This is a genomic window from Desulfogranum mediterraneum DSM 13871 (genome assembly GCF_000429965.1).
Taxonomy (GTDB): Bacteria; Desulfobacterota; Desulfobulbia; order Desulfobulbales; family Desulfobulbaceae; genus Desulfogranum; species Desulfogranum mediterraneum.
Genome location: NZ_AUCW01000012.1, coordinates 201,872 through 219,505 on the forward strand (window position 1 = coordinate 201,872; position 17,634 = coordinate 219,505).

General features: G+C 61.6%; 14 protein-coding genes. 11 read left to right on the top strand and 3 right to left on the bottom strand.

The genetic code is table 11. The features are described 5' to 3' along the window. Positions 1-210 precede the first annotated feature (210 nt). From G494_RS0105510 to G494_RS0105535, 6 genes are read left to right on the top strand one after another with little or no spacing between them, the layout of a single operon-like run. Positions 211-1,182: an AAA family ATPase gene (locus G494_RS0105510; protein ID WP_028583727.1), complete on the top strand. Its 972-nt coding sequence runs from the start codon at positions 211-213 to the stop codon at positions 1,180-1,182. 43 nt (positions 1,183-1,225) lie between these two features. Further along, complete coding sequence (locus G494_RS22075) at positions 1,226-2,182, top strand: DUF58 domain-containing protein (protein WP_051305419.1); 957 nt, start codon at positions 1,226-1,228, stop codon at positions 2,180-2,182. After that, on the top strand, positions 2,183-2,713 hold the full coding sequence (locus tag G494_RS22080; RefSeq protein WP_051305420.1) for a DUF4381 domain-containing protein: 531 nt from the start codon (positions 2,183-2,185) through the stop codon (positions 2,711-2,713). Further along, a complete protein-coding gene (locus G494_RS0105525) occupies positions 2,710-3,696 on the top strand; it encodes a vWA domain-containing protein (protein WP_028583728.1) in 987 nt (328 codons plus the stop codon). The genes G494_RS22080 and G494_RS0105525 overlap by 4 nt, the downstream gene beginning before the upstream one ends. Continuing rightward, positions 3,693-5,510 carry a VWA domain-containing protein gene (locus G494_RS27350; RefSeq protein ID WP_028583729.1) on the top strand — a complete coding sequence of 606 codons (1,818 nt, stop codon included), beginning with the start codon at positions 3,693-3,695 and terminating at the stop codon, positions 5,508-5,510. The genes G494_RS0105525 and G494_RS27350 overlap by 4 nt, the downstream gene beginning before the upstream one ends. Next, entirely contained in the window at positions 5,507-7,249 is a 1,743-nt protein-coding gene (locus G494_RS0105535) for a BatD family protein (protein WP_028583730.1), read from the top strand. Before G494_RS27350 ends, G494_RS0105535 begins: the two co-directional genes overlap by 4 nt. A 20-nt stretch (positions 7,250-7,269) precedes the next feature. Here G494_RS0105535 and G494_RS0105540 read toward each other — a convergent pair whose 3' ends face one another. Next, entirely contained in the window at positions 7,270-7,776 is a 507-nt protein-coding gene (locus G494_RS0105540; protein WP_028583731.1) for an O-acetyl-ADP-ribose deacetylase, read from the bottom strand. A 294-nt stretch (positions 7,777-8,070) separates the two neighbouring features. Here G494_RS0105540 and G494_RS0105545 point away from each other — a divergent pair, with 294 nt between their 5' ends. Continuing rightward, a complete protein-coding gene (locus tag G494_RS0105545; protein WP_028583732.1) occupies positions 8,071-11,712 on the top strand; it encodes a DUF3683 domain-containing protein in 3,642 nt (1,213 codons plus the stop codon). A 157-nt stretch (positions 11,713-11,869) separates the two neighbouring features. On the opposite strand, the gene G494_RS22085 is transcribed toward G494_RS0105545, so the two are convergent. Continuing rightward, on the bottom strand, positions 11,870-13,072 hold the full coding sequence (locus tag G494_RS22085) for an SO_0444 family Cu/Zn efflux transporter (protein ID WP_084456449.1): 1,203 nt from the start codon (positions 13,070-13,072) through the stop codon (positions 11,870-11,872). Positions 13,073-13,091: 19 nt separating this feature from the next. After that, positions 13,092-13,466 (bottom strand): ArsR/SmtB family transcription factor, encoded by a 375-nt coding sequence (locus G494_RS0105555; protein WP_028583733.1) that lies wholly within the window; start codon positions 13,464-13,466, stop codon positions 13,092-13,094. Positions 13,467-13,996: 530 nt separating this feature from the next. Between G494_RS0105555 and G494_RS22090 the strand changes: the two genes are divergently transcribed. The 4 genes from G494_RS22090 (at position 13,997) to G494_RS0105575 (ending at position 17,518) form a co-directional block, all read left to right on the top strand. Next, positions 13,997-15,271 carry an LbtU family siderophore porin gene (locus G494_RS22090; protein ID WP_153305770.1) on the top strand — a complete coding sequence of 425 codons (1,275 nt, stop codon included), beginning with the start codon at positions 13,997-13,999 and terminating at the stop codon, positions 15,269-15,271. Between the two features lie 97 nt (positions 15,272-15,368). Continuing rightward, on the top strand, positions 15,369-16,655 hold the full coding sequence (locus tag G494_RS0105565; protein ID WP_028583734.1) for a DUF2325 domain-containing protein: 1,287 nt from the start codon (positions 15,369-15,371) through the stop codon (positions 16,653-16,655). Between the two features lie 33 nt (positions 16,656-16,688). Then, positions 16,689-17,033 carry a hypothetical protein gene (locus G494_RS0105570; RefSeq protein WP_028583735.1) on the top strand — a complete coding sequence of 115 codons (345 nt, stop codon included), beginning with the start codon at positions 16,689-16,691 and terminating at the stop codon, positions 17,031-17,033. A 38-nt stretch (positions 17,034-17,071) separates the two neighbouring features. Further along, positions 17,072-17,518, top strand: coding sequence for a flavodoxin (locus G494_RS0105575; protein WP_028583736.1), 447 nt, complete (start codon positions 17,072-17,074; stop codon positions 17,516-17,518). Positions 17,519-17,634: the final 116 nt, after the last annotated feature.

The window sequence follows — 17,634 nt, forward strand, 5'->3', positions numbered from 1 at the left end:
ACAGGGAGAACACCATCATTGTAGTAAAATTATAAGGAAATGAACCATCGAGGTCAATATGACATTGGCCGTACCAGGATTTACCTGGCCCGGGACCGTGATAATTAGCGGTAATCGTGCCGCTGCCCCATTGACAGCCGCCAGGATGATACTTATTCAATCACAAGCAACTAACCACCCCATACCATTGAACAATACAAAGAGCAGACCATGACGCCGCTCGAAGAGATCCACCAGCTCGTCCAGTCCATTCAACAACGCATCATCGGCCAGGATCAGCTGATCCAGCGACTGCTCATCGCCCTGCTGGCCGACGGCCACCTCCTGGTGGAGGGCGCCCCCGGCCTGGCCAAGACCAGGGCGGTCCGCATCCTCAGTCACTCCATCGAGGGAGACTTTCACCGAATTCAGTTCACCCCGGATCTGCTCCCCGCCGACCTGACCGGCACCGATATCTTCCGCCCCCAGGACGGCTCCTTCACCTTTCAGAAAGGTCCGCTCTTTCACAACCTGATGCTGGCCGACGAGATCAACCGGGCCCCGGCCAAGGTCCAGTCAGCCCTGCTGGAGGCCATGGCCGAACGACAGATCACCGTGGGCACCACCACCTATCCGCTGGCGCCGCTCTTTCTGGTCATGGCCACCCAGAATCCCATCGAACAGGAGGGCACCTACCCCCTGCCCGAGGCCCAGCTGGACCGTTTCCTGCTCCACATCAAGGTGGACTATCCGGACCTGCCCTCGGGCAAGGCCATTCTCCGCCTGGCCCGCGAGGAGGCCAGATCGACCTCCGCCACAGCCCCTGCCTTGGAATATCCCCCCCTCAGCCAGGAGACCATCTTTACGGCCCGCGATCAGATTCTGGATACCCACATGACCGAGGAACTGGAGGAGTATATCCTCTGCCTGATCCAGGCCACCCATCCCAACAGAGGGAATGACCGGGAAACCAGTCGCTGGATCCAGTACGGGGCCAGTCCCAGGGGGGCCATCGGCCTGGATCGATGCAGCCGTGCCCTGGCCTGGCTCAATGGCCGTGACTTTGTCATCCCCGAAGACATCCGGGAAATGGCCCCTGATATCCTCCGTCACCGCCTGCTGCTCAGCTTTGAGGCCGAGGCCGAAGGCATCACCCCGGACCTGGTCATCGACCGCCTCCTCCAGCAGACCCCCATCCCCTGAAAAGGACAGTGAAAGCACCCCTCACCGCAGCTGAACATTGACCATGTTTCGAGCCCGACGCCACACCCCAGCCAGCCAGGACGGTCCGCACTACCCCCACCCCGCCTCGGTGGAGATGGCGGAGCTGATCGCCTACCGCAGATATGAGCGGACCCTGCCCCTGGGCGTGCGCCAGGTCCGCAGCCTCCAGGCCGGCCGCCTGCTCTCCCCCTTCCGGGGCAGGGGCATGGAATTTGTGGAAGCCCGCCCCTATCAGCCAGGGGATGATATCCGTCACCTGGACTGGCGGCTCACCGCCCGCCTGGGCAAAGCCCACTCCAAAGTCTTTCAGGAGGAACGTGAACGTACCGTTCTCTTCTGGGTGGACCTGAGCCCCTCGATGTTCTTTGCCACCAGGGGTGCCTTCAAGGCGGTGGTGGCGGCCCATGCCGCGGCCCTGATAGGTTGGAACGCCGCTCGCCTGGGTGACCGGGTAGGCGGCATCCTGACCTCGCCCGGCCACCACCTGGAGATCCGCCCCCAGCAGGGCAAACGCGGAGTGCTCCAGCTGATCCGCCAGCTGGTTCGCCATCCGGCCTGGCAGCAGGCGGCCGCTCCGCCGGAGCCCGAGCCCGAGCCCGGGGAACGGTTCCGCCGTCTGCGCCGGGTGGTCAAACCCGGCAGCCTCCTCTTTCTGCTCAGCGACCTGCGCGGCCTCAGCAGCGAGGACGAGCTCCAGCTCAGCCGGATGGCCCGCCACAGCGACCTGGTCATCTGCCACCTCCATGACCGCCTGGAGCGGCAGCTGCCCCCTGCCGGGAGCTACCGGATCACCAACGGCCGGCAGGACAAGACCCTGTTCACCGCCAACCCCAGCTATCGCCGGCGCTATGCACAGGCCTTTACCCTGCGCCAGGAGTATCTCCACAACCTCTGTCTGCGCCAGGGGCTCCACCTGATCTCCTTAGCCACCCATGCCGAACTGACCGGCACCCTGCGACGCAGCCTGGGAGGAGCCTAGATGGAAGCGCTCAAGCAGATCCCAGCCATGGCTGACCCGGCCGCCATCCCCCTGCGCGACTACCTGCTGCCCAAAGAGGTGGGCTGGTGGCCCCCGGCCCCGGGCTGGTGGGGCCTGCTGGGCCTGAGCCTGCTCCTGGTCACCATCGCCGCCCTGGTGGTCCGCCGGTACCGACGACAGCAGTGGCGCCGGGATGCTCGGGAGCTCCTGGCCGCCCTGGCCCACAGCTATGAGCAGGAGCAGGATGCCCATGGCCTGGCCCGGGGGGTCTCGATTTTCCTCCGCCGGGTCTGCCTGAGCCGCTTTGCCGACCAGGCTGGGGCAGAGCTCGGCGGTGAAGAGTGGCTGTGTTTGCTGGACAAGATGAGGAGGCCGAGGCGACAGCGGACAGCCCTGTGGGGGACGCCCCTGGGCCGCCAGCTGCTGGCAGCGGCCTACAACCCCAGGGCAGAGCTGGAGGGCGAACTGCTGCTGAGCGCCTGCCGCCAATGGCTGGCAGCCCTGCCTCCACGACCATGGAGGAAGCCATGATGGAACTCCAATGGCCCTGGCTGCTCCTGACCCTGCCCCTGCCGCTGCTGCTCAGGCTGCTCCTGCCACCCCAGCCACCCGAGCAGGGGGCAGCACTCCAGATACCCTTTGAGGAGCTGTTCAGCGATCAGGGCCCTGCCGCAAGCGGTCAGCAACCAGCCAACCCCCGGTTTGCCCGCTGGCTGGCAGCCTTGCTCTGGATCCTGCTGGTGGCCGCTGCCAGCCGCCCGGTCTGGCTGGGGGAGCCCATCGAACTCCAGATCTCGGGTCGGGATCTGCTCCTGGCCGTCGATCTCTCGGGCTCCATGCAGACCGAAGATTTTCTGGTCGAACAGGAACAGGTCTCCCGCCTGGAGGCCACCAAGCAGGTGGCCGGTGACTTTATCCTCCGCCGCAGCGGCGACCGGATCGGCCTGCTCCTCTTTGGCAGCCAACCCTACATGCAGACCCCCCTGACCTTCGACCGGACCACGGTCAGGCGCCTCCTTGACGAGGCAGCCATCGGCCTGGCCGGTGATAAAACGGCCATCGGCGAGGCCATCGGCCTGGGGGTAAAACGACTCAAACAACGGCCTGCGGAAAACCGGGTCCTGATCCTGCTCACCGACGGGGCCAACACCGCCGGGGCCATTGCCCCGGAAAAGGCGGCCCGCTTCGCCCATCAGGCCGGGGTTACCATCTATACCGTGGGTATTGGTGCCGACTCCATGCTGGTCTCCTCCTTTTTCGGTACCCGCCGGGTCAACCCCTCGGCAGACCTGGATGAACCTGCCCTGCGGCAGATTGCCCAGCTCACCGGAGGCCGCTACTTTCGGGCCAGGGACAGCAGGGAGCTGGCAGAGATCTATGAGCTGATCGACCAACTGGAGCCGGTCCTGGTTGACCAGCAGTTCTTTCGCCCCAAGAGTCCGCTCTACTGCTGGCCCCTGGGGGCAGCCCTGGTCCTGGCCCTGGGCCTGCTTTTCCTGCGAGGGCGACCATGAACGAACTGCACCTCCTCAGGCCCTGGGCCCTGCTGCTGCTCCTGCTGCTGCCGCCCCTGTTGCTGCGGCTGCGGAGAGCAGAGGGGCAGAGCCGCCAGTGGCAGCAGTTCATCGAGCCGGCCCTGCTCCCCCATGTGCTGAGAGGCCATCCCGGTGGCCGGAGCAGCCGCTCTCGCCTCCTGGCGACCAGCCTCTTCTTCCTGATCGGAGTGATCGCCCTGGCCGGACCGGCCTGGCGCAGGGTGGAACAACCGCTCTTCAGGAACATGGCCTCCCTGGTGCTGGTCCTGGACCTCTCCCGCTCCATGGATGCCCAGGACCTGCAGCCCAGCCGACTGAAGCGGGCCAAATTCAAGCTTCTGGATATCCTCAAGGGGCAACAGGATGGCCAGACCGCACTGGTGGTCTATGCAGCCCAGCCCTTTGTGGTCGCCCCCCTGACCCCTGATACGGCAACCGTTGCCATGCAGCTCAAGGCCATGGACACGGAGCTGATGCCTGCCCAGGGCTCCCGCCCTGAACTGGCCGTGGCTGCGGCGGCTGAGCTGATCAGGGGCAGCGGCAGCCGCCGGGGAGCCATTCTCCTGGTCAGCGACGGCCTGGATGGACAAGATCCCGCCCAGCTCGCCAAGGCCGCCGGAGGCAACCAGCTCTCGATCCTGGGGGTGGGTACCAGTGAGGGAGCCCCCATCCCCCTGGCCGACCAAGGTTTTATCTACGATCAGGGCCAAATGGTCCTCAGCCGCCTGGAAGAGGCCCCCCTCAGGGAGGCAGCCCGGCTGGGCCAAGGCCGCTACCACCGACTGAGCAGCGATGACAGCGACCTCCGCGAACTGGTCCAGCCCGACGAAGCAGCAGCTCCGACCGAGGCTGAACAGCAGGGGCAGCAGCAGACAGCCCTCTATCAGGACGAGGGTTTTTGGCTGCTGCCCCTGCTGCTGGCCCTGGCCCTGCTCCTCTTTCGCCGGGGTCTGCTCTGCCTGACCCTGATCCTGACCTGCACCGCTCTCCCCAGGGGCGCCTCGGCCATGGAATGGCAAGATCTGTGGCGCAACCGGGATCAACAGGGGGCTGCCATCCTCGAGGAGGGACGGGCCGCGGAGGCGGCCCGCCGCTTCCAGGACCCCAACTGGCAGGCCGCAGCCCTCTACCAGGCCGGTGATTACCAACAGGCCCTGGAACACCAAGGCCAGCCAGAGGACGCCCAAGGCCACTACAACCGGGGCAACACCCTGGCCAGGCTGGGCCGCTATCAGGAGGCCCTGGAGGCCTATCGGCAGGCCCTGAAACGCGATCCGAAGATGGAAGACGCCCGCCACAACCTGGAGCTGATCGAAAAACTCCTGGAACAGCAACAGCAACAGCAACAGCAACAGCAACAGCAACAGCAACAGCAACAGCAACAGCAAAGCGGAGCACAACAGGGAGAGCAGGACAAGGGGGAAAACAACAGCCAGGGACAGGGGCAGCCCGAACAGACGGATCCCCAGGAGAGCAGGCAGGGGAGTGCGGACGCAGCTGAGGAGCAGCAGGAGCAGCAACGGCGAGAGCAAATGCAACAGCCGGCAGCGACCGACAGGGAACAGGCCCCTGGCTCAGAACAGAATGCAGGGCCGGAGAAACAGCCGGCTGAAGAGCCCCGGGACGGCAGCGGCCTGAAGGCGCACCAGGCGGAGCAGAACCAAGAGCAGCGTGAACAGGAACAATGGTTACGGACGATCCCCGACGATCCGGGAGGACTATGGCGACGGAAATTTCAGTACCAGTACCAACAGCAGCCCCGACGAGATGGGGAGAGCCGCCAGCCGTGGTGAACCCGAACAGGTGCCGGCCTGCGCTTCTCCCGCTCCTGCTGATCTGCCTGCTCCTCCTGGGGCTGTTCGGCCGGAGCCCCGCCTCTGGAGCCACCCTCAGCGCCCGGGTGGACCGCAACCCGGTGGCCCTGGACGAATCGGTCCGTTTGGAACTGACCATCGACGATCCCTCTGCCGGGGAGCCGGATTTCACTCCCCTGGAGTCGGCGTTTGAGATCCTGGGCCAGAGCAGCAGCTCCAATATCCAGATCATCAACGGTCGCCAGAGCCGCTCCCGCAGCTATCAGCTCACCCTCATGCCCAGGCGGGCAGGGACCCTGACCATTCCTGCCATCAGGGTGGGCTCTGCGCAGAGTAATCCGCTGGAGCTGGTGGTGACCGACCCTGCGGCCCCCTCAGGGGGGCGGGAAGAACGGGATCTCTTTCTGGAGGTAGAGGCCAGCCCCAGCAACCCCTATCTCCAGGCCCAGATCCTCTACACGGTCCGTCTCTACATCGGCCTGTCCCTGGCCAACGGCAGCCTCTCGGAACCGGCAGCAGAACAACTCACGGTCCACAAGCTGGGCCAGGATCGCGAATTCAGCACCAGCCGCGACGGCAGGGGCTATCGGGTGATCGAACGGCGTTACGCCCTCTTTGCCCGGCAGAGCGGGCCCCTGATCATCCCGCCCCTGGTCTTCCAGGGGCAAAGTGGGAGAAGCTCTGCCTCACTCTTCGACCCCTTTGGCCGGGTCGGCCCCAGCCGCAGGGTCCGCTCCCAGGCCGTGGAGTTGGAGGTCAAGCCCCCTCCTGTCCAGGCAGAACTCCCCTGGCTGCCGGCCAGCGAGTTCAGGGCCAGCCTGGAACGCTCGGATCCGGATGCACCCATCCGGGCCGGAGAGCCCCTGACCCTGACCCTGACCCTGGAGGCCCATGGCCTGGCCGGCAGCACTCTTCCTGAGCCCAGGATCAGAGGAGATGAGGCCCTGCGACTCTACCCTGATCAGGCCGATTTTGAACAACTCCAGGAGCAGGAGGGGATGGTGGGTATCCTCCGCAAGAAGATCGCCGTCATCCCTGCCAGGGCGGGCAGCTTCCGCCTGGAGGCCATCGAGATTCCCTGGTGGAACACCAGCCGGCAGCGTCCGGAGCTGGCCAGGATTCCGGCCATGCTCCTGGAGGTGGAACCCGGTCTGTCCCACCCGGGGACGGGATCCGGACAGGCGCAAGAGACGGTTCCCCCTTCGGCAGCCCAGGCAGCCCCAACGGTCCCGACAGAGCCCACCCATCCGGGCCTGAAGAGCAACCCCTGGTTCTGGCTCAGCGGCCTGCTGGCCGGCGCCTGGCTGCTCACCCTCCTTGCCTGGCGGCAAAGCAGGCGCAGCCAAAAGACAAACAAGGCCGGCGAGGCAGACGAAAAAGGGCGGCCAGCGGCCAAGGCTGCAACTGAGCTGCGGGAGTTGGCAGGCCAACTGCGGCAGGCCTGTCGGCGGCATCAGCCCCGCCAGGCCAGGCAACTCCTCAGCCGGCTGGCGCAGCTCGCTCCCCTGGAGTCACTGCAGCCGCTGGAGGAGGAGCTCGACCGGCTCAACCGTTATCTCTACGCCCAGGAGGATGCTGCCGAAGCCTGGGATGGCAGCGCCCTATGGCAAGCATGGCAGACCTGGGAGCAGACCCGCAAGGGGGCGAAGCAGCGCGGCTCGGCCCGAAGGGGAGATGGCCTGGTACCGCTCTATGGTGATCACGAGCCGGCGGGCTGAAGCCCCCGGCGCCGGCCTTATCAGGCGGCTGCAACCCGCTCATAGGCGCTGCGGATCTGCTGGTTGAAACAGACCAGATAGACCAGCTCGATCCTGCTTCCTGCCTCCAGGTGCTGGCTGATGGTCTGGTAGGCGATCCCGCAGGCCTGGTCAAGGGGAAAGCCATAGACCCCGCAACTGACCGCAGGAAAGGCGATGGATCTCAACTCGTACTCTTCGGCCAGCCTGAGGGATTCCCGGTAGCAGGAGGCCAGCAGGCTGGTCTCACCTGCGCTGCCGCCCCGCCAGATAGGCCCCACGGTATGGATCACATAGCGGGCCGGGAGCTTGAAGCCCGGAGTGATCTTGGCGGCCCCGGTGGCACAGCCGCCCAGGGGCACGCAGGCTGCCAGCAATTCAGGCCCGGCAGCCCGGTGGATGGCCCCATCCACCCCCCCCCCGCCCCGCAGGCCGTTGTTGGCGGCATTGACAATGGCATCGACCTCCAAGGTGGTGATATCGCCATCAATGATCTCTATGCTTCCCATGGCATCCTCCTCTGCAGCTGCTGATTACTTTTTCCGCTGTTTTTTCAAAAATTATAATAGCATTTTTGCGGCGCCAAGCGTACACTTAGCACCATTGTAGGTAGAGTGGCAAGGAATGTCTCCTCCGCAGACCTGCTCATCGAAAAGACTATCCTCATATCTGACCCCTTGCCCAGTAAGACCTCTCCATGTTGTAATCCAAGCGGCAGTTCCCCTGGTATCTTTTGATGATATACCATAAGTTCCCCTGTTACAGGCAGTGACCTCTTTTTCAAACTCGATTAACGCAGAACCATGAATATAAATAACTACCGGGAAATTCCTTACAATTTCACCTCAGCAGATGACCGGCTGATCATCAATCACCTCTTCGGCGCCGAGGTCTGGTCCGACCTGGAGGAGCTCAGGAGTCAACGGATCACCGGCCGATCCGCCCGGCTGGTGATGCGTTTCATGGGGGACCTGTTCATCCTCCATCGCAACCCCTTTCTCCGCCAGGAGCTGATCGACTCCAAGAAACGGCGCCATAACTTCTTTGATACCGCGGAAAAAGATCTCTCCATCATCGAGAACACCGCCAAACACGCCACTGCCCTGGAATCCAGCCGCAACCAAAAGGTGCTCAACCTGGTCCACCTCTGCACCGACCGCCTCAAGGCGCTACGCCGCGAGATCAGCGGTGCCAAGGCCCGACGAGAGCAAATCAAAAAACAGCTGGGCAGTATCATCGGCCGGGACAATGTCTGCTTTGATCCCTTTTCCCTGATCAGCCATGCCACCGATGCCACGGACTGGCGGCTCTATCTGCCCCTGGCCATTCTCAGGCCCGATCAGGAGAGCCAGGTCGCGCCGCTGATGCGGGCCGTGGAAGAGCTCGGCCTCCACATCATCCCCAGGGGCGGGGGCACCGGCCTGACCGGCGGCAGCGTCCCGGTCAAGGGCAACTGCGTGATCATCAACACCGAGAAACTCAACCGCATCTTTCCGGTGAGCTACCAGCAGCTGAGCGATGATGCAGCGGAAAAGGTACCGGTGCTCAAGCTGGAAGCCGGGGTGATCACCCAGGATGCCATGGCCGCAGCAGAAGAGCAGGGGCTGGTCTTTGCCACCGATCCCACCAGCGCCTGGGCCTCCACCATCGGCGGCAACATCGCAGAGAACGCCGGGGGCAAGACCGCGGTCCTCTGGGGAACCGCCATCGACAACATCCTCTCCTACAAGATTGCCATGCCCGGGGCCGAGCTGTTCACCGTGCGCCGGGTCAACCATCCCCTGCGCAAGATCCTGCCCGAGGACCTGGTCTGCTATGAGGTCCTCAACAGCAGGCAGCAGCCGGTCCGGCAGATCGAACTTAGAGGCGACGAGATCCGCAAGAAGGGGTTGTGGAAGGATATCACCAACAAGGCCCTCAAGGGGCTTCCCGGGGTCCAGAAGGAGGGCACCGACGGGGTGATCACCTCGGCCGAGTTCGTCCTCTACCAGGCCTATGAGGAAAAACAGACCTTCTGTCTGGAGTTCTTTGGCCAGGACATGGACGAGGCCAGCCGGGTCATCGTCGAGATCTCCGAGGAGTTCACCAACCACCAGGGTCAGGAGGCCCTGATGGCCCTGGAGCACTTTGACGAGGAGTATATCCGGGCCATCAACTACAAGTTCAAGGCCGCCCGCAGCGAGAGTCCCAAGGCGGTGCTCTTGATCGACATGGTGGGCCACGACCAGGAGCAGATCAACCGCGGTCGGGAGCGGCTGGTGAAGTTGCTGGATCCCTACGTCAACACCGAGACCTTCATTGCCCGGGATAACGAGGAGGCGGTCCGTTTCTGGCGGGACCGCAAGCGGCTGGGGGCCATTGCCGCCCGCACCAACGCCTTTAAGCTCAACGAGGATATCGTCCTGCCCCTGCCGGCCCTGGCCGAATTTGCCCGTTTTGTGGACGCCTACAACATCGAAGAGGATATCTACAACAAACAGTGCTTTGTCCGCTCCACCCTGGAGTACCTCAAGACCGCAGAACCCATCGAAGATCCGGACTGGCTGGAGGCCAAGAAACCCAAGGCCGAAGAGCTCTGCCGTGAGACCCTGGCCAGGCTGGAGCTGCGGACCACCGAGTCGGTCCGCCACCACGCCTACATCAACCAGCTGCTGGCCGACCTGTTGGAACTGTTCCGGGGCTACAGCCGGGTAAGCGCCAATATCGAACGGACCTACGAGCAGGTCCGGACCAAGCGGATCGTCATTGCCACCCACATGCATGCCGGCGACGGCAACGTCCATGTCAACATCCCGGTTTTTTCCAATGACCGGGCCATGATGAAACGGGCGGAAAAGACCGCTGAAGATATCATGGCCAAGGCCGTGGAACTGGACGGGGTGGTCAGTGGGGAACACGGAATCGGTATCACCAAGATGAAGTTCCTGGATGCTGAACGGGTGGAGGAGCTGAACCGTTACCGCCGGGAGGTGGACCCCAAGGGACTGATGAATCCCGGCAAGCTGGATGATCCCCAGATCATCGACAAGGTCTTTACCCCCTCCTTCAACCTGCTGGAGCTGGAGGCCCGGATTCTCCAGTACGGCTCCCTGGAGGCGCTCTCGGCCAAGATCTCCCGCTGCATCCGCTGCGGCAAGTGCAAGGCCGACTGCTGCGTATTCTTCCCCGGAACCAACCTCTTCTTTCATCCCCGCAACAAGAACCTGGTGATCGGCGCCCTGATCGAGGCCCTGCTCTACGACATCCAGCGCTCCCGCTTCCCCCGCTTCAACCAGCTGAAGTACCTGGAAGAGGTGGCAGACCACTGCACCATGTGCCACAAGTGCCTCTCCCCCTGTCCGGTGGATATCGACACGGCCGAGGTCTCCATCCTGGAGCGGGAGATCCTCCGGGACTTCGGCTACAAGCATTCACCTCCCCAGACCAGGATGTCGCTCTTCTACCTGAAGAATCGCAACAAATACTTCAACGCCTTTTTTCGCAAGACCGTGGTTGAGTGGGGTGCTGGCCTCCAGCGCCAGGCCAGCCAGCTCCTCCACCGGCTCCCGGCCCTGGCCGAGAAACGCTGGCCACCCCTGGAGCTGCTCCGCTCGGAGATGGCACCGGCCTCCAAGACCACCCTGCGGGATATCCTGCCACCAACGGCCAGCAGCGAGACCCTGCTGATCCATCCTCCGGAAGAGTCTGAGAAAACGATCTTTTACTTCCCCGGCTGTGGTTCGGAACGGCTCTATGCCGAGATCTCCATGGCCTCGATCTACATCCTCTTAAAGAACCGGGTACGGATCGTGCTGCCGCCCTCCTTCCTCTGCTGCGGCTTCCCGGCCAGGGTCAATGCCAAGAAGAAGATGCACGCCGAACTGAGCCTGCGGAACACCATCATCCTCAGTCAGATCAGGGACATGCTGGGTTATATTAACTTTGATGCCTTTGTGATCAGCTGCGGGACCTGCAAGGAGGCCCTGGCAGAGATGGGGGTGGAAGAGATCTTTGGCTGCAGGATCAGCGATGTCTCCCGATTCACCCTGGACAACCAGATCCAGCCTCTGGATCTCCAGGATCAGCCCCACTGCCTCTACCATGCCCCCTGCCACGACTCCCTGGAGGGAGGCGGGGCCGCGATGATTCAGGCTGCCCTCTCCGCTCGGGTCACCCCGGTGCCCAACTGCTGTTCCGAGGCCGGCACCATGGCCCTCTCCCGGCCGGACATCTCCGGCGCCATGCTCCAACGCAAGGGCGAGGCCATGGAACAGGCCCTGGCCATGAACACGGCCACCGAGATCCTGACCAACTGCCCCTCCTGTATCTCCGGCCTCAGCCGTAACCAGGCCAAGGGGGCACGGCCGGTCCACCTGGCGGAAAAACTGGCCCTGACCATGGGCGGCACCAACTGGCAGGAGGAACTGAAAACCCTGCTCAACAAAATCGAGGTGGTCACCTTCTAGGCCGGCTCATCTTTCGCAGCCGGGCCGCGGCTCTCCCTCTGAGGAGAGAGCCGCGGCCCCTCTCTTCACCCTCCTTCACCCTCCCCCCCACCTGGGCCACAGCCCCGGGCTCCCGCTTAGCCCGGCCTGAATGGTAAACGTCTTAACGGCGAACTTCTCAGCGGGGAAAATTCCGCTGATAGTAGACATGCCCCTTCTTGCGGCTCAGCCGGATCTTCACAAAAGCCAGAATAGGTTTGATCGAAAAGAGGAGCAGCAACCCGGCCGCTGCCAGCTGCAGCCCATGGGGCACGGCCTCGGTGGAGGCCCCGATCACTGCCTGGGGAGAGATCTCCAGCAGTTGGTAGAGCCAGTCCACCCCCAGGCCAAAGGCCATGGCCGTCAGCGCCACCACCAGTAGATAGCGCAGGGTGCTCTTCCTGCCCAGGACGCTGAACAGCACCGACAGGGAGGTGACATTGGTTGCCGGCCCCACCAAGAGGAAGACCAGGGCCACCCCGGGACTGACGCCCTTGAGGATCAGGGCCGCGGCAACAGGGGTAGAGGCCGAGGCACAGATATAGAGGGGGATGCCGAAGAGCAGCATCACCAGCATGGAACCCAGGCCGCCCCCCAGCCAACTCGCCATAAACTCGTCCGGGATCAGATAGGTGATCCCACCGGCCAGGAGCACCCCTGCAAAAAACCAGACCGCGATATCGCCCCAGACCTCGGTGAGGGCAAAACAGAGCCCTGCCCAGAGCTTACGGGCAAACCCCACCATGAGCCCAGCCGGCCGCGCACCGGACTGCTCCTGCGGGGGACCATGACTGGGGCAGCACTGATCGCTCCAGCCATCGCCGTCACCATTGCCCATGGTATCGAACACCGCTGCGAAGGTATGGGCCCCTGAGTCAGCCTTTTTTCCGTTATTCTCGCCCGGGAGCGCTCCTGCCCTGGCCGGATCATAGGAGATGCTGTTTTCCAAAAAACCGCCGGTCAGGGCCGTGACAAAGGCGGCCACCGGCCGCACCACAGTCATCAACGGATCCAGGAGGGCATAGGTCACGGCCATGGAATCCACCCCTGATTCCGGGGTGGAGATCAGAAAGGCGGTGACTGCCCCCTTGTTGGCACCCTGCTTTTTCAATGAAACCGCAGCCGGCAATACCCCGCAGGAGCAGATGGGCAGCGGCACCCCCAAGAGGGCGGCCTTAAGCACCGACCAGTAGCGACCCCTGCCCAGGTGACGGGCGATAAAGGCGGTGCTCAAGAAGACCTTCAACAGACCGGCAATCAAGAGCCCGGCCAACATGAAAAACGATGAATCCAGCAAGATCTGCCAGGATTCAGCTAATATACCAATAATACTTGCTTTCATTGCTTTTCTTCCTTAAGGCTCAGCTTCCTTGCCGGGGCTCATCGATATGTTCCAGGCCGGTGGCGATCAGTTCACGGACATGATCATCGGCCAGCCGGTAGTAGAGTACCGTGCCGCTGCGGCGGTTCCTGACCAGGTCGATGGTGCGCAGCAGCCGGAGTTGGTGACTGACCGCCGACTCAGAGACCTCCAGAAAGGCGGCCAGGTCACAGACACACATCTCCTGCTCGGCAAGGGCCAGCAACAAACGCAGCCGATTGGGATCCCCCAGGGCCTTGAAGAGCTGCGCCAGCCTGGCAGCCCGCTCCTGACTGATCACCGTTTGCCGGGCCCGCTCCACCCGCTCACCATGGATCATCCTGACCGCACAGCGATCCTCCATCGCATCTGCCATTCCTTCTCCTTTTTCCTATGTGAATATATGTTCAGATACTACAGCAGCGAGCCGGGATGTCAAGGGCAATGGCTCCGCAGCAAACCGACTGTGGGAAAGAGAACGGCAGCCCTCCCTGCACCCAACTCACCCGCCCTTTTCTTCCAGCTCTGCAGACCACATGTTTCGCCTTGCCTAAATTTTATTGACAAACCTCATCTCCAGGTATAATCATTAGTCGCGCCTAAAAAACACCCTGCCCTAAAATAGAGGGGCCCTTGAAAAATCAGATTTTTCGATCAAGGTCAAGGCGTGCGACAAATAGTCCTGCAGGCATGTATTTGATATACTGAAGATAAAATCTTGACCGCACGGCCAAGGTTGGAAGAAAAATCAATTTCAAGGTAGCCCATGGTTCGGCTGATCTCGTTCAGCTCGGATTGTATAGTTGGCCTGGCCGTCATAGGGCCGACAGAACAAAGAGGGCTTCCAATCTGAGGACCGAGGCGGACTTGGCCCATACTGTTATCAACACCACTTTGAGGGAAAGAGTGAAAAAATTCCACAAAACACTAAGCGCAACCCTGGGACTCGGGATGGCCCTGACAGGGAGCAGCGCCTTTGCTGTTGACTCGGATCTGGAGCAGCTGCAGGAACAGGTTCGACAGTTAATCGCTCAAAACCAGCAGCTCAGCAAACGGGTCGCAGCAATGGAACAAGAGAGACCAGCCCAGCCCGAGCCAATCAGGGCAGGGGGCATCTCCTCTTCTCCGGTCCCCGAGGAGCTCCTCCGGACCAAGGTCCAGCAGCAGGTGCTCAAGGAGATCCGCAGGCAGCAGGAGGCCGAGGGAAAATCACAACAGATAAATGACTACGTCACCCTGTTTGGACTCATCGAGGCTGAAGCGGTTGTGGGCGACGATTTCGCGGGCGATGCTGCAAGCGAGTTCAATGTGGCCACCGTTGAGCTGGGTTTTGACGCCCAACTTTCGGACTGGGTTGTCGGCCATATCCTTGCCAAGTATGAAGGCGGAGAGGAAGACCAGCACCTCTTTATCGATGAAGCCAATATCTGGTTGGGCAACTATCAAAAATTTCCCGTTCTGCTCACTGCCGGTAAATTTTACCTGCCATTTGGCCAATTTGACACCAACATGGTGCAGGACCCACTCACCCTTGAAGTTGGTGAAATAAACGCCCCGGGCCTGGCAATCGGCGTGGAGCAGCATGGTTTTACGGGGGCACTCTACAGCTACAAGGGGATGAACGAGACCGACGGCAACGACACCATCAAAGGCTTTGGCGCGATGCTGTCCTACCATCATGAAATCGACGAGACCCGGGTGGATGCCGGGGCAAGCTGGGTGAGTAACCTTGCAGATTCAGGAGGAATATCCGACGCCTTTGATGGTGCCGGCCTGGACTCGATCATCGACCAGGTCCCCGGGTTCGGGGTCTACCTCACCGCAGGTTACGGACCATTTTCGCTGATCAGTGAATATATCCAGGCGATCGATCCCTTTGCCCCTTCGGAACTGGACTTTAAGGGTGAAGGCGCACAACCCAAGGCCTGGAACGCCGAACTTGCCTACGCCACAGCTCTCTTGGGAAAAGAAACGATATTTGCAGTGGGCTATCAGGGCACAGCCGAGGCACTGGCCTTGGAACTGCCCTACGCCCGCTATATGGGAGCGGTCAGCATGGTCCTGTTTGAGGGAACCAGCCTTACCCTCGAATATTTCCATGACAGCGATTACGATGAAGACGAGGGGGGCAGCGGTGAGGATGCCGATGTCTTTACCGCCCAACTGGCCTACGAATTCTAAGCCCTTCCCGGCTCACCCTGGTGCGCCGGGAATTATTTTACGCCTCAAATTAGACACCACTAACACTATTAAACAAAGCTAACCAATGGAGAGCGAAATGAACACCAGGCACAACGCCTCCGCCGGAGGTAACCGCCCTGCTCCTCGACGGAGGAAGCTGTGGGAAGGAAAGGAAGGGTATCACTGCTCAATCGTCGGGACCTGCCTGCGGCGAGCCGACATCCGAAGACTGGCCAGGAAGAGGCTCTATGGTTTGAGCAGCACCATGGACGATTTCCAGATCCACACCAATCTGGTCAACCAGGCAAGTCAACGCTGCCCGCAGTCCAGGGCCCTGCACAAGCTGCTCGATCTGAAGCACCGCAAGGCGATTAACCGCTACAAGAGGGCAGAGGACGACGACGCCATACACGGTCTCTGGACAAGGGATCTGGACAAGGGTGCTGTTGCCGGCGCCTATTGGGCGGTCATGACCCACCCGACCATAAGCAGTGAGCTCCGCTCACAAATATACGGCCAGGTCCATATGCTTTCCCACGATGTCTTTGCATCCTCCCAAAAGGAGCGCCAGAGCGCCAATGAACTGCGCTCCAAGCTGGCCCTCCTGGAGAAGGTGCTGCTCTCAGAGCGGCAACTGGCTCGAAAGGAAAAAAAACAGCACCTGGCAGACCAGGACGAGCTGGCCAAAATGCAGGCCACCCAGGAGTGCTTGCTGGCGGAGCAGCGAGAGCTGCTGACAAGGATTACCACCTTGGAATCAGGCGCAGATCGGGCAGAGCTTGAAAAGAGGATAGAGACGCTCCAGGAGGATCTGCTTGCTGTCCGCCAGAAAAATGCCGGCTTGCAGGGAACAGGCGACCTCCTTGCCGCTCAACTTGAGCAGAGCAGAGAACTGCTTGAGGTGGCCTGGGATAATGTGGACGACCTTGAGTCCAGGTGCAAGGCCCTTCAGCGGGAAAAGGAGGAGTTGGCTCTGGAAATCCTCTCCATGGAAACGGCCATGATCCTAAACGCAACCACGGCCACCCCAGACTGCGAACATTGCAGCGATCAGCATACGGAAAGGTGTCCGGGGCCTGATCTCTGCGGCAAGACCGTCCTCTATGTCGGCGGCCTGAGCAAGATGGTCCCCCGCTACCGGGAGATGGTGGAAAAGATGAACGGGCGCTTCATCCACCATGACGGCGGCAAGGAGGCATCGCGCAACCAGCTGCCGAAAATGCTCCACACCGCCGATGCCGTGCTCTGCCCCATAGACTGCGTAAGCCATGATGCCACCAACTGTGTGAAGCGTATCTGCAAACGCAACCAGAAACCCTATGTGATGATGCGAAGTTCCGGGCTCTCATCACTGGCAAAAGGGCTCACCAAGATTATTCAATAGGCACCAAACCACAGCTCATCCGAGGAGAGATCCATGAAAATTAACGCCAACCAACGTAACGGCAACCTACACATCAACCTTAAGGGGTCCTTTAACGAAGAGACGGCTTTGAGGGTAACCGTTATCATGGCTCGCACCTACCTGGGAACGGGCAATGTCTTCATTCATACCGAGGGTATTTCCACCATCACCCCTGCCGCACAGTTCGCCTTTAACGACCTCGTCTCCAGGTCCAAGCTGCCGGAAAAGAAGATCTACCTCATGGGTGAGAAGGGACTGGCACTCTGCCACGATGCAGGCAAGGTGATCATCCGCCCCAAGCAGGCCTGCGGAGAGGGCGGCTGCGGCAGATGCGGCTGCGCCAAGAAGGCAGCCTGACCATTCGACCAATACAACAACTCTCAGAGGAGTACACCATGGCAAAGACCCTGATTATCTACGGTTCAACCACAGGCAACACAGAGATGGTAGCGGAACAGATAGGCGACTATCTTCAGGAAAAGGGAGCAGAGGTGACGCTCAGAGACGTCAGCAACGCCAGGGTGGAGGAGCTGACAGCGGGGTGGGATTGTGTTCTGCTCGGCGCCTCGACCTGGGGTGATGAGGAGATAGAGTTCCAGGAAGACTTTGAACCCTTTTACCATAACCTTGACCAGGCCGAGCTCAAGGGACTCCGAGTCGGCGTATTCGGCTGCGGCGACTCAAGCTTCCCCCACTATTGCGGTGCTGTTGACCTGCTTGACCAAAAGATGACCGAGCTGGGAGCAGAGCTGCTCAACGAGCCCCTGCGTATCGATGGGGAACCGGATGCGTCGGCTGCCGATATCCGGCAGTGGGCCGCCGAACTCAGCACGACCATCTAAGCCTGCCGGCCGGCAGGAGCGGCCTCTTCCTTCCCTGCCGGCCTGGCCGTGTTCCTGTGTCGCTGGAACAGCGAGGTGGTTTAGAAAAAGTGGACACTCACTTAAGGGCTTGTCCG